This is a genomic window from Puniceibacterium confluentis (assembly GCF_007923445.1).
Classification (GTDB): domain Bacteria; phylum Pseudomonadota; class Alphaproteobacteria; order Rhodobacterales; family Rhodobacteraceae; genus Puniceibacterium; species Puniceibacterium confluentis.
Map to the genome: position 1 here is coordinate 38,506 of NZ_VOJI01000007.1, position 25,918 is coordinate 64,423.

12 protein-coding genes are annotated in these 25,918 nt (G+C 65.6%); 7 read left to right on the forward strand and 5 right to left on the reverse strand.

Annotated features, from left to right (window positions below; translation table 11 throughout):
* Positions 1 to 3: 3 nt before the first annotated feature.
* Genes FOY53_RS09655 through FOY53_RS09670 form a run of 4 tightly spaced genes read right to left on the reverse strand, consistent with a single transcriptional unit; the run spans position 4 to position 4,324 of the window.
* Entirely contained in the window at positions 4 to 657 is a 654-nt protein-coding gene (locus FOY53_RS09655) for an ABC-type transport auxiliary lipoprotein family protein (RefSeq protein ID WP_246107342.1), read from the reverse strand.
* Positions 654 to 2,390, reverse strand: a complete 1,737-nt coding sequence (locus tag FOY53_RS09660) for an MlaD family protein (RefSeq protein WP_146588210.1) — start codon at positions 2,388 to 2,390, stop codon at positions 654 to 656. Before FOY53_RS09660 ends, FOY53_RS09655 begins: the two co-directional genes overlap by 4 nt.
* Positions 2,391 to 2,393: 3 nt before the next feature.
* Entirely contained in the window at positions 2,394 to 3,191 is a 798-nt protein-coding gene (locus tag FOY53_RS09665) for an ABC transporter ATP-binding protein (protein ID WP_146588212.1), read from the reverse strand.
* A 2-nt stretch (positions 3,192 to 3,193) separates the two neighbouring features.
* Entirely contained in the window at positions 3,194 to 4,324 is a 1,131-nt protein-coding gene (locus tag FOY53_RS09670) for an ABC transporter permease (protein ID WP_146588214.1), read from the reverse strand.
* A gap of 243 nt (positions 4,325 to 4,567) precedes the next feature.
* Here FOY53_RS09670 and FOY53_RS09675 point away from each other — a divergent pair, with 243 nt between their 5' ends.
* Positions 4,568 to 6,967 (forward strand): mechanosensitive ion channel domain-containing protein, encoded by a 2,400-nt coding sequence (locus FOY53_RS09675; RefSeq protein ID WP_146588216.1) that lies wholly within the window; start codon positions 4,568 to 4,570, stop codon positions 6,965 to 6,967.
* A gap of 138 nt (positions 6,968 to 7,105) precedes the next feature.
* Entirely contained in the window at positions 7,106 to 10,063 is a 2,958-nt protein-coding gene (locus FOY53_RS09680) for a calcium-binding protein (RefSeq protein ID WP_146588218.1), read from the forward strand.
* Here the strand turns inward: FOY53_RS09680 and epsE are convergent.
* A complete protein-coding gene (gene epsE / locus FOY53_RS09685) occupies positions 10,044 to 11,285 on the reverse strand; it encodes an exopolysaccharide biosynthesis GT4 family glycosyltransferase EpsE (RefSeq protein ID WP_146588491.1) in 1,242 nt (413 codons plus the stop codon). The genes FOY53_RS09680 and epsE overlap by 20 nt on opposite strands.
* Positions 11,286 to 11,446: 161 nt before the next feature.
* On the opposite strand from epsE, the gene FOY53_RS09690 reads away from it, so the two are divergent.
* From FOY53_RS09690 to FOY53_RS09710, 5 genes are all read left to right on the forward strand, one after another.
* A complete protein-coding gene (locus tag FOY53_RS09690) occupies positions 11,447 to 12,301 on the forward strand; it encodes a glycosyltransferase family 2 protein (protein WP_146588220.1) in 855 nt (284 codons plus the stop codon).
* The gene (locus FOY53_RS09695; protein ID WP_146588221.1) at positions 12,298 to 13,665 is read left to right on the forward strand and encodes an oligosaccharide flippase family protein; all 1,368 of its coding nucleotides are present in this window, start codon (positions 12,298 to 12,300) and stop codon (positions 13,663 to 13,665) included. Before FOY53_RS09690 ends, FOY53_RS09695 begins: the two co-directional genes overlap by 4 nt.
* A 182-nt stretch (positions 13,666 to 13,847) precedes the next feature.
* Positions 13,848 to 20,312, forward strand: coding sequence for a type I polyketide synthase (locus FOY53_RS09700; RefSeq protein ID WP_186766561.1), 6,465 nt, complete (start codon positions 13,848 to 13,850; stop codon positions 20,310 to 20,312).
* Between the two features lie 3 nt (positions 20,313 to 20,315).
* Positions 20,316 to 21,335, forward strand: a complete 1,020-nt coding sequence (locus tag FOY53_RS09705; RefSeq protein ID WP_146588224.1) for a glycosyltransferase family 2 protein — start codon at positions 20,316 to 20,318, stop codon at positions 21,333 to 21,335.
* Positions 21,336 to 21,340: 5 nt separating this feature from the next.
* Positions 21,341 to 25,915 (forward strand): MupA/Atu3671 family FMN-dependent luciferase-like monooxygenase, encoded by a 4,575-nt coding sequence (locus FOY53_RS09710; RefSeq protein ID WP_146588226.1) that lies wholly within the window; start codon positions 21,341 to 21,343, stop codon positions 25,913 to 25,915.
* The last annotated feature ends 3 nt before the right edge of the window (positions 25,916 to 25,918 follow it).

Sequence of the window (25,918 nt, forward strand, 5' to 3'; positions counted from 1 at the left end):
CGACTAGAGACGTCGGCCCAGCGCGCCGACTGCCCAGCTGACAAAATCGCGCAGCATGGTGTCGCTGGCGGCGTCAAAGGCGCCGATCAGGTCCGTGATGTCGCTGGTCGGTGACTGCGCCGAGGCGGCAAAACTGCGGGCTGCCACAATCTGTACATCGCTTTCCCGCACAAGGCTGACCGTCATCCGCAGCCGCACCGTCACCGGCTGATCCGGCTCCGCAATCTCGGCCTGGAAATCCGTCACCTCGGTGACAATGGCATAATCGCCACCTGCACCCAGGGGTCGGCGACTGACATAACGCAGCGCCTGCGTCGCTTCGAGCGACCGCAACATCAATGTCTGTACCATCACCGGCAGCTCTTCGCTCCAGCGGACTTCGGGCAGGTACTGGGCCTGATAGGGGTCGGGACGGATCATGATGCGGTCGGTCTGAAGCGCGCCGCCGGTGGTCGGGGTCTCGATTGTCACCGACACCGGCAGCGCTGCCCCGCGTGCCACCGGAATGTCGCCCGGAGCGCGCAGCTCGTAGACATTCAGCGGCGTGGTGGCATCTGTCAGCGCCGAGAGGGCGGAGCAGCCGTTCAGCGTCAGCAGGGCCAGGCAGATCGCGGCGCTGCGCAGGCCGCAGGAGGAATATATCATGAAATGTCTCATCGTCTGAATTCCGGAGTCGACTTGTTCAGAAAGAACCGCGCCGGGTCGCGCTGGATGCTGGTGGTCAACCGGTCAAGATTGTCGATCAGGGTCCGCGTTTCCTGCGCCAGCCGACTGTATTGCGGCAGACCCACGGTGGCAAAATCTGTCACCGCACTGCCCGAGGCGCCGACCACCCGCTGCAGTTCGGCAAAGGTCTGTTCGGCGGCGCGGGCGGCGGATCGCAGGTCCGCGGACACCGCGGGGATGTCGGCGGCGACCAGGCTGATGGCGCCGTTCAGGTTGGAGATGGCGTCGCGCAGGTCGGCGGTGATGGCGGATACATCGTCATTGATCACCCGGTCCGCGCCGTCAAACGCCCGCCGGGCGGCGCCCAGGGCATCCTCGCCGACCACAAGGGCCGAATTGACGGCGGTCAGGGTGTCATTGGCGTTGGCAAAGGTTTCGGTCACGGTGTTCAGAGTGACTTCGGCCGTGGCGCTCAGCATCTCGATCCGGCCCGAGGCGCCGGAAAGGTCTTCGCCGACCTTGGCGATCACCCGGTTGGCGGTCGCCGTGGCGGCACGGATGTCAGCGACGATGGCCGGCATGTCGTTTTCTGTCACCGCGTTGACCGACCGCATGGCGCGCGTGGCATCGTCAATCATCACCCGCGCCTCGGCGACGAGTTCGGCGCCGTCCTGTTCCACCAGGTCCTCGAAACTGATGGCGGCACTGTCCATGGTCACCAGGGTGTTTTCCAGATTGGCGATCATGACTTCGGTATCCGCCAGAATCTTTTGCGCCTCGGTCAGGCGGGCGGTGGCGGCAAGTCCGGTGGCGTTGAAGGTGTCCAGTGTCCGGCTGGCATCCTCGCCGATCCGTGTCACCTGAAGGCGCAGGTCACCCGCCGTCTGTTGCAGCTCGGAGGCAAGCTGCGGCAGGTCATTGGCGAGGAACGCATCCGCCGTGTTCAGAGTGCCCGTCGCTGCCGTCAGCGTCATCGACCCGTCGGCCAGAAGCCCCTTGGCCTGTTCAGCCAACTGCGCGATCGAGCCCAGCGTGGTGTCTGCGGTGTTGAGAACCTGGGAGGCGTCGCTGGTCAGGGTTTCCAGCGTGCTGTTGAACCGGTCAATCTGTTCGGCAAACCCGGAAACCGATGCGGTCACATCGGAAAAGCTGCGCAGCGTCGTCGAGAAATCGGCTGACGCGGCTTCGACATTCCGCAGGATGTGATCAATGCGGCCCAGGTTTTCATCGGTGAGGATCGCGCCCAGGCCCTGCACCACCCGAAGTGTTTCCGTCAGGATCTGCGGCGCATCCTCGGACAGTGTCTGCAATACGGACCGGCCCGGCGCGATATGGGGTATGAGGCCGGGTTCGGGATCAATCAGCGCCGCACCGGGGGTGCCGGCGCTGATGCCGACATAGGACACTCCGGTCACGCCCTGGGATTCGATGGTCGCGACGCTGTCGGCCCGCACCGGGGTCGCGGCATCGACCTCGAGCCGCACGGTGATTGTACCGTCGCGCTCGGGGGACAGGCGCACATCGACCACCTGACCCACCGGCAGGCCGCTGAACCGCACGTCCGAAGCGTTGGACAGCCCGGACACAGAGGTGAAGGAGACGTCGTAGTAAGAGAACTGCTGGTCCAGTTTGACCTGTGCAAACCACAGGAAGAAGGCGGCGATGCCGGTCAGGCCGACAAGGGTAAAGAGGCCGATCAGCAGATAATTGGCGCGGGTTTCCATCTCTCAGCGGTCCCCCGGACCCTTGGCGGACGCATCCGCCGCACGCGCCCTTGGACCATGAAAATACTCGTGTACCCAGGGATGATCCACTCGCAGCATGTCCTTCATGGTTCCTGTAACCAGCACTTTGTTTTCCGCAAGTACCGCAATGCGGTCGCAGGTGGCGTGCAGGGTGTCAAGGTCATGGGTGACCAGAAACACAGTTAACCCCAGTGACCGGCTCAGTCCATGGATCAGCGTGTCGAAATCCGCGGCACCGATGGGGTCAAGCCCCGCCGTCGGTTCGTCCAGGAACAGCAGTTCAGGATCCAGTGCCAGCGCCCGCGCCAGCCCGGCGCGTTTGCGCATGCCGCCCGACAGTTCCGACGGAAACTTGTCTCCTGCGAGATAGGGCAGGCCGACCATCGACACCTTGAGATCGGCCAGCCGACCGCGCAGCCCGGGGTCCAGCCCCGGAACGGCGCGCATCGGCACCTCGACGTTTTCGCGCACGTTCAGCGAGGAAAACAGCGCCCCGTCCTGAAACATCACCCCCCAGCGCCGTTCCAGCGCAACGCGGGTGTCCTCGTCCGCTGTGCGCACGTCGGTGCCCAGCACCTCGATTCTGCCCGCCACCGGTGTCTGCAACCCGGTGATGGTGCGCAAAAGCACGGATTTTCCGGTGCCCGAACCGCCGACCACGCCCAGAATCTCGCCCCGGTGGACATCCAGATCCAGCCCGTCGTGGACCACATGCCTGCCGAACTGGTTGCGGATGCCGCGCAGGCGGATGATCACGTCACTGTTCGGGGGGCTGTCCATCCTCAGATCCCGATCTGTCCAAAGACAATGGAAAACACCGCATCCGCGACAATCACCGCGAAGATCGCCGTCACAACCGCGTTCGAGGTCATGCGGCCCAGCGATTCCGCATTGCTTTTCACCTGCATTCCCGCGTGACAGCCGACAATGCCGATGATCACCGCAAAGAACGGCGCCTTGATCATGCCGACGAACACATGGCTGACATCGGTGCCTTCCACCAGCCGGGTGGTGAACATCGCCGGTGAAATGCCAAGGTCGATCCAGGCCATCAGCCCTCCGCCGAACAGCCCCATCAGATCAGCGACAAGGCCCAGGATCGGCAGCATCAGGACCAGTGCCAGAATGCGCGGCACAAACAGCGTCATCGCCGGATCCAGACCCAGCGTGCGCATGGCGTCGATCTCTTCGCGCATCTTCATCGACCCGATCGCGGCGGTATAGGCCGAAGCCGTGCGTCCGGCGACGACAATTGATGTCAGCAGGATGCCCAGTTCGCGCAGGATCGAGATGGCCAGCAGGTCAACCACAAAGACCTCGGCGCCGAACTGGCGCAGCTGGGTCGCCCCCTGAAAGGCCAGCACAACCCCGATCAGAAAGGACATCAGCGCCACGATCGGCACCGCGCGCAGACCGACATCCTCGCAGTGGTGCACGAGGGCGGTCAGGCGGAATTCGGACGGGTGGCGCAGGGCGCGCCCGAGCCGGGACAGAAACAGGCCGTAGTAGCGGATCAGATCCAGAACGAATTGCGCCGCCTGGGTGACCGCGCGACCCACGGTTTCAATCCTGTCGCGCAGCGATGTCCGCACCGGCGGTTGGCTCTCGATCCGGGGCAGGGCGTCGGTGACCGTGCGCAGCAAGCTGGCCACCTTGTCGGATGCGCCACAGACTTCGAAACTCTGCCCGGCCTGTTCGATCCTCAGTTGCAGTGTTGCCAGTGCCCAGGCCGCCGAGGTGTCGATCCGGCCGACAGCGGACAGGTCTGCCTGCACCGGGGATGTTGCGGCGATTGCGCCAAGGCGTTGCTCGAGCTTGGTCACATTCGCAATCAGGAAAGCACCGCGCAGCACCACCCGGGTCATGTGTTCCGAAGAGGTGATTTCGATTGACTCGTCGGAAACTGGGGACATCGGGAAACGCGGAACCTATGCGAAAGCGCTTTGTGCCCGAGTCCTAGCACGGGTTGCCGTCAAGGGTAAGGCGGGTTAGGCCCGGTCTGAAATCCCGGCCCATGTGGGAAAATAGCCAGAATAATTGCAACCCACAGGACCAGAATGCGTTGCGCATGTTATAAGCGCAAAAAAAATGAGGCCCAATTCGTGCAGTTTCCACACCGTTTGCCATGTCATTTTCTTCGCAGCTTGTTTGGCCTCATGCTCGTCCTGGGACTTTGGGTCGCGGCAACCGCGCCGGTTCTGGCACAGGGGCTGCTGCCTTCGACGGCCGTTTCCGACAGTGCCGACACCGGCGCCGAAGCCACGGCAGAACCCGATCCGCTGCAGAGCCTTCTCGAGGTGCTCAAGGACGATACCGCCCGTGAGAAACTGATCTCCGAGCTGGAAAGACAGTTGCCCGAGGCCGTTCCCGCATCCAGCGACTCTTCAGCGGGCGCGGATGCGGGCAATTCGATCGAAGACAGCATCGTCTCGCTGGGCGGGCGGATTGCGGTGATCACCCAGACCATCGCGGAAAAGATCGCGTCACAGGCGATTTCGGCCTGGAACAGCCTGCAGGGCACCGGCAGCGTGTTTGACGGCTTTCAGGGCGGAGAATTTGCGGTGCTGCTGGAAGCCGGGCAAAGCCTGCTGCTGGTCATCGTCCTGACGGTGGCGGTGTTCCTGACGCTGAGGACATTGACGATTCCGCTGTTCAAATCGTTTGGCAATCGGGCGCAGGACGGGACATTCATCGGCAATGCTCTGCGTTTTGCCGGCTCGGTTCTGATTGATGCCCTGACCGTGGTGGTGGCCTGGGCCATCGGCTATGCGGTCACCCTCCTTGCTCTGGGGGAATTCGGTCAGATCGGATTTCGCCAGACGCTCTATCTCAACGCCTTCCTGCTGGTCGAACTGGTCAAGGTGGCGATGCGCGCAGTGCTGTCGCCCTCCTCTGGCGGGCTGCGGCTGATCCCGATCAGCAACCGCGCCGCGCGGCACCTGAACCGGCTGGTCAACGTGGTGGTCAGCATTCTGGGCTATGGGCAGCTGCTTGTCGTGCCGCTCATCAATCAGAACGCGTCGTTTGCGGCCGGACTGGCGATTTCGGCGCTGTTGTCGGTGATCGTGCTGCTGTGCCTGATCACCTCGGTGATCATGCATCGTCAGGCGGTGGCCGGCTGGTTGCGCGACCGCATGGCGCCGCCGCCCGTCGTGGCCGACACCGGTCCGGAGGACCCGACCGATACCGGCCCGGACATGCTCGACGAAACCGAGCGGCGGATTCAAGGTGCGATCGGACCGTTGGCGCGGCACTGGCACTGGTTCGCACTGGCTTATCTCGGGTTCATGTTCATCGTGGTGATGAGCCAGCCCACAGACGTTGTGACCGCATATCTTGCCGCCTCGGGCAAGATCGCGCTGGCGGTGCTGCTGGCGTCGATGATCACCGGCGCGCTGTCCAAAACCATTTCGAACGGCATCTACCTGCCCGAAGACCTGAGCCGGAAGCTTCCGCTGCTGCAACCCCGGCTGAACCGCTTCATTCCGCGCGTACTGCTGCTGCTGCGGTATTTCGTGGCGGCGCTGGTGGTGCTGTATATCTTCAACATCATCGGTCTGATCGGGCTGCGCGGCTGGATGGAAAGCCAGATCGGCCTCACGCTGACCGGCACGGCAGTTTCGGTGTTTCTGGTGTTGCTGGTTGCCTATGCGATCTGGCTGGCGATGACCTCCTGGGTCGATTTCCGGCTGAACCCCGACTACGGATCGATTCCGACGGCGCGGGAAAGAACCCTGCTGACCCTGCTGCGCAACGCAGCGACGATTGCGATCTTCGTCTTGACGCTGATGTTCTGCCTGTCGGAAATCGGGCTGAACATCGGGCCGCTCCTGGCATCCGCGGGGGTGCTGGGTCTGGCCATCGGCTTTGGCGCGCAGAAGATGGTGCAGGACATCATCACCGGGGTCTTCATCCAGTTCGAGAATGCAATCAATGTCGGCGATGTGATCACCGTCGGCGGCACCACCGGCGGTGTCGAAAAGCTGACGGTGCGGTCGGTGTCGCTGCGGGATGTGAACGGTGTCTTCCACATCATCCCGTTCTCGTCCGTGGATATGGTCAGCAACTACACCCGCGATTTTTCGTATTTTGTCTGCGACATGGGCGTCGCCTACCGCGAGAATGTCAGCGAGGTGAAGCAGGCAATGCTGGACTGCTTTGACGAACTGCGCAGCGATCCCGAGCAGGGTGCGCTGATCACGGCGGATCTTGAATGGTTCGGGCTGAACGCCTTTGGTGACAGTGCGGTGATCTGCCGGGCGCGGATCAAGACGCTTCCGGGCAGTCAGTGGGGGGTGGGACGCGCCTATAACGAGATTCTCAAGCGGGTCTTCGACGAGCGCGGCATCGAAATCCCGTTCCCGCATCAGACCATCTACTTTGGCGAGGCCAAGGACGGCAGCACCCAGCCCATCCGGCTGGCCGAGCCGGGTTCGCCCAAGGCAGGGACAGCGGCGGCCGAAGCGCCGGAAACATCCGCGGAGTCGTCGCAGAACAAGGTCGAGACACGGCTGGCCACAGATGCGGATGATGGCGACAGCTTTGATGACCGGTGACTGCACGCCGATTTGAAAGCGACAGTCCGGTGCAGGGCGCCGGACTGTCGCTCTCCGGGCGCCGTTCACCGAGAAATCATTGAGCGCGGGCGCCGCGATCCCATATGCTGAGGCAAAGCACTTGAGAAAGGTCTGCCGATGCGCCTGGGTCCTTCGTTCATTGGCGCAGTGGCGCTGGTCCTGCTGAGTGTCACCGCCGGCCGCGCCGAAGAGCGTGACGCGGTTCGTGTTTACATGTTTGCCAACAGTCTGGTGCACTACCTCGAGGGTGGGGCAGACACCAACGTTCCGGTCTGGTTGCAGCGGCTGGCCCGGGCCGATGGCCGGGTTCTGGCCGTGGATGGCCAGTGGGGCACGCTGCGCGACTTTACCCGCACCCTGCCGCCCGCGCCGAACTGGAGCATCGCCGGTGTGCCAGCGGCAATCCCCCGCGGCCGAGACTTTGCCAGTGCCGGGATCGACACGGTTCTGATCAACCCGACGAATTTCATCCAGTATCAGTCGGCGGACCGGCCCTATGACGGCGACAATCCTGCGGGCGCCACACCGGTGACGGCCACGCTTGGGCTGCTGGACTGGATCGCCGGTGCCGCGCCGCAGGCCCGGGTGATCGTCTACGAGGGGTGGTCAGACATGGCCGGGCGGATCCGCCGCTTTCCCCCGTCCCGGTCGGAGCTTGCCGATTACCACACCTTCAACCAGGGCGCGTATCAGGACTGGTACGTCGACTATGTCGCGCATCTGCGCGAGCAGCGGCCCGGACAGGACATTTCCCTGTTGCCCGTCTCGTCGACCCTGTCGTCTCTGATGCAGGACGGGCCGCTGGCGGATCTGGATGCCACGGTGTTTTATTCCGATGACGCCCCGCATGGCACCGCCAACCTGTATTTCCTTGCTGCCCTCGTGACCTATGCCGGGCTTTATCACGCGCCGCCACCCGCCGATTTTGAGGTCCCCGACACCCTTCACCCTCGGATCGCGGCGCACTACGGCGCACTGCGCCAGCATATCTGGGACCGCATCAGCCCGGGCCTGACGCAGGCCTTCGCGCCGACGCCGCGCGACAGCGCCACATCGGTGGACAGGGCGGCGCTACAGCCTGCGGCCACGGACACCGGCGCGCCCGGCGCGGAAACAGCGGCGGTGATGCCCGTCGCCGGGCCCGACAGCCGCCGGGATATTCCGGCGCTTGCGATGGGGTTGAACGGCATTTCGGATTGGTCGACGCAACATCCGTTTCTGGATCTGATGAAAACCGCCCGGCCCTGGGTCGGGCACCTGCCCGGGCAGTGGGGGGGCGTGGGCGCGGAGGAGCTGCGCGCCGGGGGCCATCTGTCGCCCGAAGGCTGGCCGCTGCGCATGCCTCCGGGTGTCGACCGGCTCGAAGCGGTCCTGTTGACCGATCAACCGGTCGAGGCGGTGCATCTGCGCGGGGATTATGTGCTGCGGTACGACGGAGAGGCGCAGATCAGCCTGACCGGTCGGGCCAGCCGGGTCCACAGGACTCCGGGGCAGATCAGCTTTCACTACGAACCCGGCGAAGGTCTGGTGGGTGTCTCGCTGAGTGCGGTCAACGAGGCCGACCCGATCCGCAACATCCGCATCCTGCGGCAGGACATGCTGCCGCTGTGGGAAACGGGCGTGCTCTTCAATCCCGACTGGATCGCCCGCATCAGGGACCTGCGCGCCGTGCGCTTCATGGACTGGATGTTCACCAACGGCGCCTCGGCCAAATCCTGGGAGGACCGTCCCAGAGTCAGCGATTACACCTATGCCGCGCGCGGCGTGCCGGTGTCGGTGATGCTGGCACTGGCCAACCAGATCGGCGCCGATCCCTGGTTTTCCGTACCGCACATGGCGGATGACGCTTATGTCCGCGCCTTCGCGACGCAGGTGCGCGACACCCTGGATCCGCGGCTCAAGGTCTATGTGGAATACTCCAACGAGGTTTGGAATTTCCTGTTTCCACAGGCCCATTGGGCCGGAGAGCAGGCCGTCGCGCGCTGGGGCGAGAGTGAAACCGGCTGGATGCAGTTCTATGGTCTGCGCGCCGCACAGGTGATGGACATCTGGACCGGGGTGTTCGGAGCCGAAGCCGAGGATCGGCTGGTGCGGGTGATTTCGACCCACACCGGCTGGCCGGGGCTGGAGGAGTCGGTTCTGCAATCGCCGCTCGGGTTTCTGGAACTGGGGCACATGCCGCAGGACAGCTTTGATGCCTACGCCGTCAGCGGATACTTTGGCCATGAGATCGGCGGGCCGGACATGGCGGCGCAGCTTGGCGGCTGGCTGGACGCTTCGGAAGCGCAGGCGCGGCAGGATGGCGCAGCGCAGGGCCTGCGCCGGGTTGCCTTGCGCGAGTATGTCAGCGCGCACCGGTTCGACGGTGCCATCGAACCGGTCATCGGGGCGCTGCGCGACGGATCGGTGCGGGAAATCCTGACCGAGATCTGGCCCTATCATGCCGACGTCGCCCGCAAGTCCGGACTGGAGCTGATCATGTATGAGGGCGGCAGTCATGTCACCGCCCATGGCGATACGGTGAACGACGACCGGCTGACCGGGTTTTTCACCATGCTCAACTACACACCACAGATGGCGGCGCTGTACGGCGACCTGTTGACCGGCTGGAGCGCGGCGGGTGGGCACCTTTTCAACGCCTTTGTCGATGTCGCGGCCCCCGGCAAATGGGGCAGCTGGGGGGCGCTGCGGCACTTGAGCGATGCCAATCCGCGCTGGGACGCGCTGATGGCCTTTGACGTCGCCGCGCCGGATGGTTGGGAACACCGGGACGCCGCTGCTTTCGCGGACGGTGTGCTGCTGTATTCCGGCGCGGTTGCCGCTCGGCTGGAGGGCACCGCGCAAGAGGATATCCTGATCGGCGGACCTGGTGCGGATACGCTGGTCTCGGGGGGCGGTGCGGATCACCTGAACGGCGCCGAGGGGCAGGATCTGGCGATCCTGCCGGGGCAGCCGTCTGATTACGAGATCACCACGGACGGTGCACGTACGCTGGCCCGCGGCCCGGACGGCGTGACCACCCTGATGCATATCGAAGCCGTGCAGTTTGCAGGAGCTAAGCCTGACGGGCAGTGATGCCGCCGGAGGCGCCATTCGGGACGGGAGCGGCCACCCGGGCGATTTCGGCCGCAAGCGCCGCCGCGCCGGCCTTTGTGGTAAATCGGGCCTCGATCCGCGCCCGGCCGCCTGCCGACAGGCGCACCGCAGAGTCGGGGTCGTTGGCCAGATCGCGGATCGCCTGGGCCATGGCGCGGGGATTGCGCGGCGGCACGAGTTTTCCCGACACCGCATCGACGATCAGTTCCGGCACGCCGCCGGCCTCGGTGCCGATGGTGGGCACAGCGCAGGCCATTGCCTCCATGTAGGCGACACCCAAAGGTTCGTGCCAGCTGGCAAGCGCAAAGACATGGGCTTCGAAAAGCTTGTCACGCACTGTGTCGGCGCTGACGGCGCCCAGCAGTTTGACATGGTCGCGCAGATGCAGATCCTTGAGCGTCTTTTCCAGCACCGGGCGATACCCCGTGCCGCCGGCATCATCCTCGCCGGCAATTTCAAGCCGCACGTCCACGCCCTGATCCAGCAGCAGCCGCATGGCCTGCATCAGGTCCTGATGCCCCTTGACCACATTCAGCCGCCCGCAGCTGAACACCTTGACCGGCTTGCCGTGCACGGGCGGCACATAAGGCGCGGGACGGCGCAGAACGTCGATGTCCACCCCCATCGGCTGCACCACCAGCCGGTCGGGCAAATACCCGGCAAGCGACTCCTGCACCTCTGCCAGAAGCTGCTCGGTGATGATGGTGGCAAAGGCGGCGCGCTGCCATTTGAAGCGCTGGCCGGGGCCGTAATCCGACAGCGGACCGTGCAGGGTCAGCGAATAGGACGGCCCCCCCATGCGCTGTGCCAGGGCCGCGATGATCGCCGCCCGGCCGCAGGAGTGCACATGGACGTGGTCGAGCTCCTGCGCCCGCGCGTGGTGCAGCAGTTGCTGGGCTGCCGACAGGGTCAGCGTCACGTCCCTGGCGAATGTCGCCCCCCCCTGCGCCATCCAGAGCGGCAGGCCGCGCGGTGTCAGGCGACCGATCGCGGCGAACATGGCCGACACGTCGGGCTTGCCCAGATAGGTCGTGCGCGCGATCGCCTCTTGTGACCAGCCATGCGAAATCAGCTTGTGCGGCGGCAGCGTCGTCGACAGAATGTCGACGTGGTGACCCAGAGCCTGGAGCGCCTGAATTTCACGCCAAAAAAAGATGTGGGTCTGTCCCGGAAATTGCGGCACAAGATACCCGATCCGCAAAGGATGTCCCAAACCGTCGGCCTCTGATGATTTCCCGCCGCAGCAGCGCGACATCTGGTGACAAATTTTAGACGTTTTCATCATTTGGCCATAGTTAGCAGTCATGGCGATGCGCGGGAGGCAGTGAATTTTTAGAATGTGTGGCCCGTTTGGTACGATCCATGAATGATCCCCTTGCCGACAGAGTCCCGTTGCTGTCCGTCATCCTGCCTGCCAGCAACGAAGAAGCCCTGATCGGGGCCTGTCTCGGGGCGGTCCTGGCCACGGACTGGAGCGCCCCGTTCGAGGTGGTCGTGGTCGCCAACGGCTGCCGGGATCGCACGGTTTCCGTGGCGCGGGCGATGGCGTCGGACTTTGCCGCACGCGGGTGCGCGCTTCGGGTGCTCGACCTGGCAGCGGGTGGCAAACTTGGTGCGCTCAATGCCGGTGACGCCGCCGCGCGCGCCGATGTCAGGGTCTATCTGGATGCCGACGTGATCCTGGGGCGGCGGGTTCTGCCCGAGCTGCATGCCGCTTTGGACGCGGCGGCGCCGCGTTATGCCAGCGGCACGGTCCGCATTCCGCGGCCAGAGACACTGGCCAGCCGCGCCTATGCACGGATCTATACCCAGGTGCCCTTCATGACTCATGGCGTTCCGGGCTGCGGGTTGTTCGCGACAAACGCGGCGGGTCGGGCCCGCTGGGGTGACTGGCCCGACATCATCTCGGACGACACCTTTGTGCGGTTGAACTTTGCGCCCGGCGAACGGCACGAAGTGGCGGCCGCATACGACTGGCCGCTGGTAGAGGGCTGGTCCAATCTGGTGCGGGTCCGGCGCCGTCAGGACATCGGAGTTCGGGAGGTGGCAAAGCTCTATCCCGAGCTGATGCGCAACGACGACAAGCCGGCGTTTCCGATCCGGCGCAAGATTGCGCTTGCCCTGCGCGATCCCCTGGGGTTTGCCGTCTATGCGGGTGTCGCCCTTCTGGTGCGGCTGACCCCTGGGCAGGCCGCCGATTGGAGCCGAGGAAGATGAGCGCAGTCCTGTTTGCCAAGTTCAGCGGCACGTCCCTGACGGCCCGCGCGCTGCGCAGTTCGTTTCTGACGCTGGGCGGCTTTGGCTTCAGCCAGATCGTGCGGCTGGCCTCGAACCTGATCCTCACGCGGCTGCTGTTTCCCGAGGCCTTCGGGATGATGGCGCTGGTGATGGTGGTGATGCAGGGACTGATGAATTTCTCGGACGTCGGTGTCACCCCCGCCATCATGCAGAGCAAGCGGGGCGACGACAGGGATTTTCTTGACACCGCCTGGACCATTCAGGTGGTGCGCGGTTTCTGCCTCTGGGCGGTTGCCTGTCTGCTGGCCTGGCCGATGTCGCTGTTTTACGACGAACCGCTGCTGATGTGGATCGTGCCGGTGTCGGCGGTGACGCTGATCATCGCCGGGTTCAACCCGACGCGGCTGGACACCGCCAACCGGCACCTGATGCTGGGCCGGGTGACGTTCCTGGACGTGTTTGTCCAGCTGTCCGGCGTGGTCAGCGCGGTGCTGCTGGCCTGGACCACCGGATCGGTCTGGGCACTGGTGATCAGCGGCCTCATCAGCCAGACGGTTCAGCTGGTGCTTTATACCCGGTTCCTGCCCGGCGATCACAACCGCCTGCGCTGGGAACGTGCGGCGGCGGACGAGTTGATCAATTTCGGCAAGTGGATCTTTCTGTCCACCGTCTGCGGCTTTTTCATCAGCCAGGGTGACAAGATCATCGTCGGAAAATACCTGCCGCTCGACCTCTTCGGGGTCTATAACATCGGCTATTTCCTGGCGAGCTTTCCGCTGCTTCTCGGGGGCATGATGACCCGCAAGGTTCTGATCCCGATTTACCGCGAACGCCCGCCGCGCGACAGCCGCCGCAACTTCATCGAGCTGCGCAAGATGCGCTGTGTGGTCACCGGTGCGCTGCTGCTGCTGGTCGCGGTGTTTGCCACGCTGGGGGTCTGGCTGGTCGAGGTCATGTATGATGCCCGCTATGCCGCAGCCGGGGCCATCGTGGTGGTGCTGGCCTGCATGCAGATGCCGCAGATCCTTGTCCTGACCTATGATCAGGCGGCGCTGGCGGCGGGGGATTCACGGCGGTTCTTTGTGCTGGCGCTGGCCCGCGCGACGCTGATGGTCGCCTGCCTGCTGGTCGGACTCGAGTTCGCCGGGCTGATCGGTGCCGTGGTCGCGCAGGGGGTGGCCACGGTGCTGGCGTACCCGGTGGTGGTCTGGCTGTCACTGCGCACCGGCGCCTGGGACCCGCTGCATGATCTGGGATTTGCCGTGGCCGGCGCGGCACTGGCGGCCGGGGCGCTGTGGTGGAACTGGTCCGCAGTCATCGCATTGGCCGGGGCGGCGGCCTGAGCAGGGCCAGACCGGGTGGCCCCGACAATGCCGCCGTTCGGCGGTATTGTCGGGGCGCGGGAAACAGCGGCAGCGCGAATGCCGCGAAAATCGGGCTTTATTGCGGGGATGTCTAAAATCTGCCGCAATTCATCCCCATTTCCGGACTATCCGGGCAGTGTTTACGAGGCGGGATTGTGTATATGTCGGCAGATCTGGAACAGGCGACTTCAGGTGATACGGACATCGCTATCGTCGGCATGGCCGCCCACCTGCCAGGCGCCGCCAACATCGCCGAATACTGGCGCAATCTGCGCGACGGAGTCTCGTCGATCCGGCGCCTTTCCGAAGAGGACCTGCGCGACGCCGGGGAATCGCCCGGGCTGATCCGACACAAGAATTATGTCCCCTTTGCGGCGCCGCTGGACGGGTTCGAGCTGTTTGATGCCGAGTTCTTCGGCTTCAGTCCGAAAGAAGCGGCTATCATGGACCCGCAGCACCGCCAGTTTCTGGAAACCGCCTGGGAGGCGCTGGAAAACGCCGGGCATGTGCCGGACAATTTCGACGGCTCGGTGGGCGTCTTTGCCGGCTGCGGCATGGGCAGCTACTTCTACTTCAATGTCTGCTCGAACCCGGATCTGGTGGACAACACCGGGATGTTCCTGCTGCGCCACACCGGCAATGACAAGGATTTCATGACCACCCGGGCCAGTCATGTGTTCGACCTGCACGGCCCGTCGATCAACCTTCAGACCGCCTGTTCGACCTCGCTGGTGGCCACCCATTACGCTGCGCAGGCGCTGCTGAACGGCGAATGTGACATGGCACTGGCGGGGGGCGTGACCATCGAACTGCCACAGGGCCGCGGTTATCTCTACAAGGAAAACGAGATTCTGTCGCCGGACGGCGCCTGCCACGCCTTTGACCATCGGGCGCAGGGCACGGTCTTTGGGTCGGGTGCGGGTGTGGTGGTGTTGCGCCGACTGGCCGACGCCGTGGCCGACGGCGACCACATCTGGGCGGTGATCAAGGGGACGGCGGTCAACAATGACGGCGCGGCCAAGGCGGGTTACCTTGCGCCGTCGGTCGACGGTCAGGCGCAGGCGATTGCCGAGGCGCAGGCCGTGGCGGGGGTGAGTGCCGACACGGTGGATTATGTCGAATGCCATGGCACCGGCACCTATCTCGGCGACCCGATCGAGGTGGCCGCCCTGACCCAGGCCTTCCGCGAAACCACCGACGCTGCGGATTTCTGCCGCCTTGGCTCGGTCAAGACCAACATCGGTCACCTTGACACGGCCGCCGGCGTGGCCTCGTTGATCAAGACCAGTCTGGCGCTGCACAACCGCCAGATGCCACCCTCGCTGGGCTATGAGGCGCCGAACCCGGCGATTGCCTTTGACGGATCGCCGTTTCGCGTCAACGACCGGCTGTCCGACTGGCCGCGCCGCGGCGGTCCGCGCCGCGCCGGCGTCAACAGTCTCGGGGTTGGCGGCACCAACGCCCATGCCGTGCTGCAAGAGGCGCCCGACCGCGCCGCGTCAGAGGCCAGCGACTGGCCCTTTCAGATCCTGACCCTGTCGGGGCGCAGCAAGCAGGCGCTGGACGACAATGCCCGCCGTCTTTCGGCGCATCTGCGCGCCAACCCGGACCAGCCGCTGGCCGATGTGGCCTTTACGCTCAAGGAAGGGCGCCGCGCCTTTGAAAAGCGCCGGATCATCGTCGCGGAAACGGCGCAGGAGGCCGCGCGCCTGCTGGATGAGGACACCCCGCGCCGGGTTCACAGCCACAGCGCGCTGGATGCGCCTGACGTCGCCTTCCTGTTTCCCGGCGGGGGGGCGCAATACGTCGGCATGGCCCGGGATCTGTATGAAACCGAGCCGGTCTTTGCCGATTGGATGGATCGCGGTCTCGAGGTTCTGGCCGAGATTGACGACGCCGATATCCGCGGCCTCTGGCTGCCCGCAGAAGAGGACCGCCAGCAGGCGGATGCCGCCCTGACGCGGCCCTCGCTGCAACTGCCGCTGATCATGATCGTCGAATATGCGCTGGCCCGGCTCTGGATGAGCTGGGGCGTTCAGCCGGCCGCTCTTGCCGGGCATTCCATGGGCGAAAACACCGCCGCCTGCGTGGCCGGCGTGCTGTCGTTCGAGGATTGCATCGGCCTTGTCCACCTGCGCGGACGGCTGTTTGATACCGTGCCTGCGGGTGGCATGCTTTCGGTCGGACTTCCGGCGGACCGGCTGCGCCCGATGCTCGGGGACGATCTGGACCTCGGGGCCGTCAATGCGCCCGAGCTCAGTGTCGCATCGGGGCCTCAGGCCGCGCTGGACGCGCTTGAGGAACAGCTGAAGGCGCAGGATATCGAGTGTCGGCGTATCCCCATCGACATTGCCGCGCATTCGCGGATGCTGGCCCCGATCCTGCATGAATTCCGGGCCTATCTTCTGTCCATCGACCTGAGCCCGCCAAGGATCCCGCTGACATCCAACCGCACCGGACTGATGATGACCGACGCCCAGGCCACCAGCCCGGACTACTGGGTCGAACACCTGCGCGGCACGGTGCATTTTGCCGACTGCATCGGCGCACTTGCGCAGGACAACCGCATCTTTCTCGAGGTGGGACCGGGCAAGGCGCTGTCCGCGCTGGCCCGCCAGCACGGTGCGGTGCCGGGGCAGCAGGTGCTGTCGTCGCTGCGCCACCCGGACGAGGATATCAGCGACGACCGGTATCACCTTGAAACCCTTGGCCGCCTCTGGGCACTGGGCGCCGATGTCGACTGGACACAGATCTGGGGTACGGCGCGGCGGAACCGTGTGCCGCTGCCGACCTATGCCTTTCAGCGGGCCCCCTATTTCATCGAACCCGGCACGGCGCAGACCGAAGCCGCGCCGCAATACCTGATGCGCAGCGACGATGTCGCCGGGTGGGGCTGGCAGCCGGTCTGGCGCCCCCGCAGCGCCGAGATCGACGTCGATGTCGCGCACAATCTGGCGGATGCAGAGCCGCAGACTTGGCTGATGTTCATGGATGATGCGGGCATCGCGCAGGACTGTGCAGCGCTGTTGCGCGGTGCGGGCCATTCGGTGGTCGAGGTGCGGCCCGGAGACACGTTTTCCTGCCTCGATGACGAGTCCTATGTGATCGCGCCCGAGCGTGGGCGCGAGGGGTATGACCTGCTGGTGCAGGACATGCAGGCGCGCGGCCACGTGCCGACGCGGATCGCGCATTTCTGGATGGTCACCCGCGACGAATCCCATCGCCCGGGCTCCAGCTTTTTCCACCGGGTGCAGGAGCAGGGGTTCTATTCCCTGCTGTTTCTGGCGCAGGCCGTCGCCGACGAAAACCTGCCGCGTCCGCTGCATCTGTCAGTGATCACTAACGGCGCCGCGCAGGTTCGGGATGAACCGCTGCCGTATCCGTCGAAGTCCACCATCGCGGGCCCGGCCCGGGTGATCCCGCGGGAGCTGCCGGGGCTCACTGTCTCCACGCTTGATGTCGTCCTGCCACAACGGAAACAGGCGCGGTTCTGGAACGCCGACGGCGCAATGCGGGCGCTGGAGACCGCGCGGCGGGCACTCTGCCATCAGGTTCTCGAAGATCTGCTCTCGGCACCGGCGGACCGGATCGCCGCGCAGCGCGACCGCCGGTTCGAATGTGTCATGCGCCCGCTGCGTCTGAGCGCGACACAGATGCCGGTGTTCGTGCAGGGCACCTACCTCATCACCGGCGGATTCGGCGGAATCGGCCTGACACTGGCCAAGAACTTTGCCCGGGCCGGGGCCAACCTGATCCTGGTCGCGCGCCATGACCTGCCCGCGCGCAGGCTCTGGCCCGACTACCTTTCCCGGCACGCGCCGCAGGATACCATCGCCCGCCGCATCCGGGCGGTGCAGATGCTGGAAGAGGCCGGCGCCACGGTGATGTCGGCGGCGGCCGATGTCTGCAACCTCGACCAGATGCGGCGCGTCCTGGACGACGGGACCAGGCGTTTCGGGCCGATCACCGGCGTCATTCACGGCGCCGGGGTGATCGCGGATGCACCGCTGCTGACCAAATCCCCGGCTTCGGTCGAGGATGTGTTCACACCCAAGATCCACGGCGTCGAAGTGCTGGATCAGCTGTTCCCCGACGGCACGCTGGAGTGGATGGCGCTGTTCGCCTCGTCCTCGACCGTGACCGCGCCTGCCGGACAGGTGGATTACGTCGCCGCCAACGAATATCTCAATGCCTTCGCCCGGGCACGGGCCGGCGGCCGGACCCGGGTCACGGCGATCAACTGGGGCATCTGGAACGAGGTCGGCATGGCCGCAGAAGCGGTTGCGGCCCGTTCCGGTGAAATCCCGAAGGCACCGGTGGCCGACGCCGGTGTGCCGCTGCTTGATCAGGCGACCTTTGACGATGCGGGGCACCGGCTGTTCACTGCGCGCTACAGTGCTGACGACTGGATCATCGACGAACACCGCACCGCCCAGGGCGATGCCCTGCTGCCCGGCACCGGTTATCTGACGCTGGCCGCCCACGCGTTGAAGGCGCAGCGGGAAACCGGCGCGTTCGAAATCCGGGATCTGACCTTTCTGCGCCCGCTGATGGTGCCCGGCGACGGGACCCGTGACATCCGGCTGCGGCTGAAACGCGGTGACGCCGGTTACGGGTTCGAGGTGCTGGGCGACGTCGTCCATCAGGGACGGCCCGGCCATGTCCTGACCGCCGAGGCGACGCTGGCTCTTGTGCCGCTGCCACAGCCCGCGCGGCTGGACCTGCCCGGCATCCGCAAACGTTGCGGGTCCGCCCAGCACGCCGCCGACGGCGGCAAGTTGCGGACCGCGCAGGAAGTGCATCTGAAATTCGGTCCGCGCTGGCGGGTTCTGGACACCCGCGCACTGGGGCAGGGCGAAGGTATCGTCGATCTGTCGCTGCCCCTGGCGGCGCAGGACGACACGGATTACCTGCTGCACCCGGCGCTGATGGACATCGCCACCGGCTGGGCGATGGAACTGATCCCGGATTACACGCCGACTCATCTCTGGGTGCCGGTGTCCTATACCCGGGTCCGGGTCCATCACCCGCTGCCCGCGCGCATCGTCAGCTGGGTGCGCAGCGCCGCCGAGAACCGCAGCGATGGCGAGAGCGCCAGCTTCGACATCACTCTTGCCACCCCCGACGGCACCGTCTGTGTCGAGATCCTGGGGTTTTCCATCCGCCGACTGGCCGACAGCAGCATCCTGCGCGCCGCGCCGCGCCTGACCAGTGCCGAGGTCGAATTCGACACTCCGGTGAATGGCCAGAGCCAGCCGCTGTCCCCGGCCGAGGAGCGGCTGCAACACAACCTGTCACAGGGGATCCTGCCGGCAGAGGGTGCCGAGGCTTTTGCCCGCGCTCTGTCGCTGGGCCTGCCGCAGGTCGTGGTATCGTCGATGGATATCGATGCGCTGACCCGCCAGACCGCGAAGTCCACCGAGGCAACGGGCGCCACGCAAAAGTTTGACCGCCCGCAGCTGGACGGCGATTATGCGGCCCCGGAGACGGACATCGAGCGCCAGTTGGCAGGCTTCTGGCAAGACCTGCTCGGGGTGTCGGACCCAGGGGTCGAGGACAGCTTTTTTGACCTCGGGGGTCACTCCCTGATCGCCGTGCGGCTGTTTTCCATGGTGAAAAAGGCCTATCGCATCGAATTTCCGATCTCGATCCTGTTCGAGGCGCCGACCATCCGCAAATGCGCTGCGCTGATCGCCGAGCGGACAGGGGCAAGCAATGACGCGGGAGCAGCGCCCAGGGCCACCGGGCCGGAACGCCGGTACAAACATCTTGTGGCGATGCATGACGGCGAAGGCGGGGCGCGGACGCCGTTCTTCCTGGTCGCGGGGATGTTCGGTAATGTTCTGAACCTGCGGCACCTGGCGCATCTGCTGGGCGCCGACCGGCCGTTCTATGGTCTGCAGGCGCGTGGGCTCTATGGGGATGAGGCCCCGCATCAGAGCCTGGCCGCGGCCGCGCGCGACTACATCGCCGAAATGAAGCAGGTGCAGCCTCAGGGCCCGTATCTTCTGGGCGGCTTCTCGGGCGGCGGCATCACTGCCTATGAAATCGCTCAGCAGCTGGAAGCGATGGGCGACGCCGTGTCGCTGGTCGTGCTGCTGGACACGCCGCTGCCGCAACGCCGCCCGCTGAGCCGCAGGGACAGGATGCTGATCCAGCTGCACGAAATTCGCCGCAAGGGCGTGACCTACCCCTTTGTCTGGGCCCGCAACCGGATTCGCTGGGAAATTGCCAAACGGCGCGGCACCCCCGGCCAGACCGACACCCAGCACAGCTTTCACAATGCCGAAATCGAGGCTGCGTTCCTTTCTGCCGTGGCGCAGTACAGGATGCGCCCGTGGGATGGCCGGCTGGTGCTGTTCCGTCCACCGCAGCACGGCACCTGGACCGTGTCCGGAGGCCGGCTTGTCGACAGTCAGCGCGCCTATGTGCTGTCGGACAACGACTGGGGCCAGTATGTGCCCGGCGTTGATGTGCACGAAGTGCCCGGCGATCATGACAGCATGGTGCTGGAGCCCAACGTCCGGGTGCTGGCAAGCCTGATGAAAGAGGCGATCCTGACGGCCGAGGCCGCGTTTGACCACAAGGGTGAGGTATTGCAATTCCCCGCCCGCGCGGCAGAATAGCCCATGTCAAAGCCCCGTGTCCTGACCATCGTGCTGAATTACCGCACCGCAGAGATGACACTGCGGTCGGTTCAGGCCGCCTGGCGGGAAATGGCAGGGCTCGACGGCGAGATCATCGTCGTCGACAACGACTCGCAGGACGGTTCCTTTGAAACGCTGCAATCCGGTCTGCGCGCCCCCTGGGCGCAGGGCGCTCCGATCCGCCTGGTCGCATCCGCTGTCAACGGCGGCTTCGGTGCGGGCAACAATGTGGGGATTCGTGCAGGTCTCGGTGACGGCAGCCACCCGGATTATGTCTATATCCTGAACTCCGACGCCTTTCCCGGTCCCGGTGCGATCCGGCGGCTGATCGACCATCTCGAAACCCACCCGGAGGCCGGGTTTGCCGGCAGCTACATCCACGGCCCCGAAGGCGATGCGCATGTGACCGCCTTCCGCTTTCCCTCGATCCTGTCCGAGCTGGAAGGTGCCGCCCGCCTTGGTCCGGTCTCGCGTCTGCTGGAGCGTCACAAGGTGCCGCTGGGGGTGCCGGACACCACGCGGCGGGTCGACTGGCTCGCCGGGGCGTCGTTGCTGATGCGCCACGACGTGCTCGACCGGATCGGGCTGTTTGACGAGTGCTTCTTTCTGTATTTCGAGGAAACCGACCTGTGTCTGCGGGCCGCCCGCGCCGGATTTCAGACGCATTATGTCCGCGACAGCCACGTCGCACATATCGGTTCGGTCTCGACCGGGATGAAGACCTGGACCCGGATGCCCGGCTACTGGTTCGACAGCCGCTGGCACTATTTCTCGAAGAACCACGGCCGCGGCTATGCCGCACTGGCGACGCTCGCCCATCTCGGCGGTGGTCTGCTCTGGCGGGTGCGGCGGCTGGTCCAGCAGAAGCCCGCCGCCGATCCGCCAAAATTCTTGCGCAGCCTGTTGATCCATGACCTCGCATTTCTGTTGCGGCGCCCCGCCGCGACCGGGAAGTTCCAAGGCCCTGCGGCCCGGACGGTGATCGGGGCCAAAGCGGAGTGATAACCATGACCCCCATGACCTGTGTTGTGATCGGCAATGAATCCCTGCTGGTGCAGTGTTGCGAAAAGCTGCTGGAGCGTGGCCACGCAATCGCCGCCGTGGTGACCCGCAACCCGGAAATCGCCCTCTGGGCGCAGGGCCGCGATCTGCGCAGCGTCGCGCCCGGTCCCGGTCTGGCCCGGCGCCTGCCGGATGCGCCGTTCGACTGGCTGCTCAGCATCGCCAACCTTGATATCCTGCCCGCCGATGTTCTGAGCCGCCCGGTGCGCGGAGCGGTCAACTTTCACGATGGTCCGCTGCCGCGCCATGCCGGGCTCAATGCGCCGCTGTGGGCACTGATCGAAGGCGAAACACGTCACGGCATCACCTGGCACATGATCAGCGGCGGCGTGGACGAGGGCGATGTCCTGACCCGGCGCGGCTTTGACATTGCGGATACCGACACCGCGCTGACCCTGAACGCCAAGTGTTTCGAGGCTGCGATCGACTCTTTCGGCGAGCTGATCGACCAGCTTGAAACCGGCAACCCCCAGCGGTGTCCGCAGGATCCGAGCCAGCGCCGCCTGCACGCATTGGCCGACCGTCCGGCGCATGGCGGCTGCCTTGACTTCACCCGCCCCGCCCGCGAACTCGAACGCCTGGTACGGGCGCTGGATCACGGACGTTACTGGAACCCGCTCTGTACCGCCAAGTTCTGGATCGACGGCAGGTTCTGGCATGTCGGCGCGGCGCAGACCGGCACCGAAATCGGCGCGCCCGGCACGGTGCTTGCCGTCACTTCGGACCGGCTGACACTGGCCTGTGGCACGGGATCCCTGATCCTAAGCGACCTGCGGCACCGGGATGGCACGCCCGCCGATCCGGCGCAGGTCTGCGCCGTCGGTGATCTGGCCGGCCTGCCGGAAACAGGCGACCTGCGCGCGGTGGCGCAGAACGACAGGTTCTGGCGCGCCGGGCTGGCGGACCTGCTGCCGGTCGAACTCGCCGGCGCGGCGACAACCGATGCCCCGGCCCGACCCCAGAGCCTGCGGCTTTCGGGTGTCAGCGCCGAGGTGGTGGCGATCTGGGCCGCGCGGCAGGGTGACAGCGTCGGCTGCGCCATCGCCTACGCGGACGCCGCGCTGTCAGACCTGTCGCGCTCCGGCCTGGTCCTGCCCTGGGTGCCGGTGCGCCTGCCCGGGGCCGCCACAGTCACGGATTTCCGCGAGGGGCTGACACAGGCGATTGACGGCGTGAAACGACGCGCGGGCATTGCCGCGGATCTGCCGCTGCGCGACCCGGCGCTGGGCTGGCCCGCGACCCCGGACATCGGCCTGTCCGAGGGCGGCGGAATGATCGCGGGCACGGTTGTGACCATCGCGCCGGACACGGGCCTGCTCTGGTTCGACGCGGCCAGACTGGCGCCGGACCACGCCGCGCTAGTTGCCGCGCGGCTCGAATTCCTTGCGGCGCAGCTTTGCTCGGACACTGATCTTGCGACCCTGAGCCTGCTGCCCGAGGCCGAACGGGATCTGGTGCTCAACCGCTGGAACGTGACCGACACCGAGGTTGCGCCGCAGACCATGCACCGCCTGTTCGAAGCCCAGGTCGCCCGCACCCCCGAGGCTCCGGCCCTGGTGTTCGAGGGCACGACGCTGAGCTATGCACAGCTCAACGCCCGCGCCAACCGGGCCGCGCATGTGCTGATGCAGATGGGTGTGACACCCGACACCGTTGTCGGCCTCTGCTGCCGCCGCTCCATCGACCTGATGGTTGCCGCTCTGGCGATCCTCAAGGCCGGGGGGGCCTATCTGCCGATGGATCCATCCTATCCGGCCGACCGCCTGGCGCATTTCATCGCCGACAGCGGCGCACCGGTCATCGTCACGCAGTCCGCGCTGGTCGCCCAATTGCCGCCGCAGGACGCGCAGCACTTGCTGATCGACCGCGATCCGCGTCTGGACACAGCGCCCGAGACCAACCTGCCAGAGACCAGCACCCCGGACCACCTGGCCTACCTGATCTATACCTCCGGCTCGACCGGCACGCCCAAGGGCGTGATGATCGAGCACCGCAATGTTGCCAATTTCTATGCCGGGATGGATGCCTGCGTGGCCGAGCCCGGCGGCACCTGGCTGGCGGTCACCAGCCTGTCCTTCGACATCTCGGTGCTGGAACTGTTCTACACCACCGCACGTGGGTTCAAGGTCGTGCTGACCTCGGATGAAGATCGCGGGCTGATCTCGAACGGGCCGCTGCCGACATCCGGCGGCATGGAATTTTCGCTGTACTACTGGGGCAGCGACGACGGCCCCGGACGTGACAAGTACCGCCTGCTGCTGGAAGGGTCGAAGTTCGGCGACCAGAACGGGTTCTGTGCCGTCTGGACGCCGGAACGCCACTTTCATGCCTTTGGCGGTCTCTATCCCAATCCGTCCGTCACCGGCGCCGCCGTGGCTGCCGTGACCCGGAACATCGGTGTGCGCGGCGGCAGCTGTGTCGCGCCGTTGCACCACCCGGCCCGGATTGCCGAGGAATGGGCCGTCATCGACAACCTGACCGGCGGTCGGGCCGGCATGGCCATTGCCTCGGGCTGGCAGCCCGACGATTTTGTCCTGCGCCCCGAGAACACGCCGCCGGAAAACAAGGCCGCGATGATCGAGTCAATCGAGACCGTGCGCAAGCTGTGGCGGGGCGAGGCGGTGGCCTTTCCCAAGCAGGATGGCACCCTGCACGAAGTGGTGACACAGCCGCGTCCGGTGTCCAGGGAACTGCCGGTCTGGGTGACCACTGCCGGCAATCCCGACACCTGGAAAGAGGCCGGTAATCTGGGGTGCAATGTTCTCACCCACCTGCTGGGCCAGACGGTTGAGGAGGTCGCGGGCAAGATCACACTCTATCACGCTGCGCTGCGCGCGGCAGGCCACGACCCAAAGGACCACAGCGTCACCCTGATGCTGCACAGCTATCTTGCCGGGACACGCGAGGAGGCCAAAGAGATCGCCCGCGAGCCGATGAAGAATTACCTGCGCTCGGCGGCCGGTCTGATCAAGCAATATGCCTGGGCCTTCCCGGCGTTCAAGAAACCCGAAGGGGTGACAAACCCGTTCCAGCTTGACCTTGGATCGCTGGAACCGGAGGAGATGGACGGTATTCTGGATTTTGCCTTCGAACGCTATTTCAACGACTCCGGCCTGTTCGGCACTGTCGAGGATGCGCTGGAGCGCACAGAAGCGTTGAAAAAGATCGGTGTGACCGAGATCGCCTGCCTGATTGACTACGGCATTGCCACCGACACCGTGCTTGAGGGGCTGAAGCCGCTGGCGGAGGTGCTGCGCCGTGCCAACCTGAACCGCTCGCTGCCCGACGACGACCATTCGATCGCGGCGCAGATCCTGCGGCATGAGGTGACGCATCTGCAATGCACGCCGTCGATGGCCCGGATGATCGCGATGAATGACGAGGCGCGTTTCGCGCTGGGCCGGGTCAGGCACCTGTTTCTGGGCGGCGAACCGCTTCCCGGCGCGCTGGTGGCGGAATTCGCCAAACTCACCGATGCCAGCATGACGAACATGTACGGCCCGACCGAGACGACAATCTGGTCCTCGGTGGAACCGGCAGCACCGCAGGACGGCGTGGTCAACATCGGCCGCCCCATAGCCAATACACAGCTTTACGTGCTCGATGCGGCGCGGAACCCCGTGGCCGTCGGCACCCCCGGCGAGCTTTGGATCGGCGGTGACGGTGTGACGCGCGGCTACTGGAACCGGGACGAACTGACCGCGGAACGCTTTTTGCCCAATCCGTTTCATTCCGGGCGGATGTACCGCACCGGCGATCTGGTCCGCCGTCGCGCCGACGGCCGCATAGACTTTGTCGGGCGCGTCGATTTTCAGATCAAGCTGCGCGGCCACCGGATCGAGCTGGGCGAAATCGAGGCCGCGATGGAGTCCCGTTCCGCGATCCGCCAGGCGGTGGTTTCGGCCCGCGAGGATACGCCCGGCGACATGCGGCTGGTCGGCTATTACACATCGGACGCGCCGGTCGACGAGACGGCTTTGCGCGCGGCGCTGGGGCAGGGGATGCCGGAGTACATGGTGCCGCAACGGCTGATGCGCCTCGATGCCTTTCCGCTGACGCCGAACAAGAAGGTCGACCGTGGCAACCTGCCAAAGCCGCTGCCAGCCAAGGCCGCCGCGGCGCCGCTGGTCAAGGTCGCCGAAACGGCAGTGCCGCACCCCGCTGCGGGCAAGGGGTCGCCCGACACCGAAGTGCGTATTGCCGCCATCTGGTCTGACGTTCTGGGGGTGCAGGGCATCACCGGGCGCGACAGCTTCTTTGACCTTGGCGGGCATTCCCTGCTGGCGGTTCAGGCGCACCGGATGATCCGCGACAGACTGGGGGCGGCGCAGCTGTCGATCACCGACATCTTCCGGTTCCCGCAGCTTTCGGCGCTGGCCGCACGTGTTGCGACGCTGACTGCAGGGCCCGAAACCGGCAAGGCCCCCGCCGCTGAGCCCGCCGCCGCGAACGACCGGGCTGCCAGCCGCAACGACGCAATGGCCCGGCGGCGCGCCATGCGCGCGCGGCGGAGCGCCTGAGCT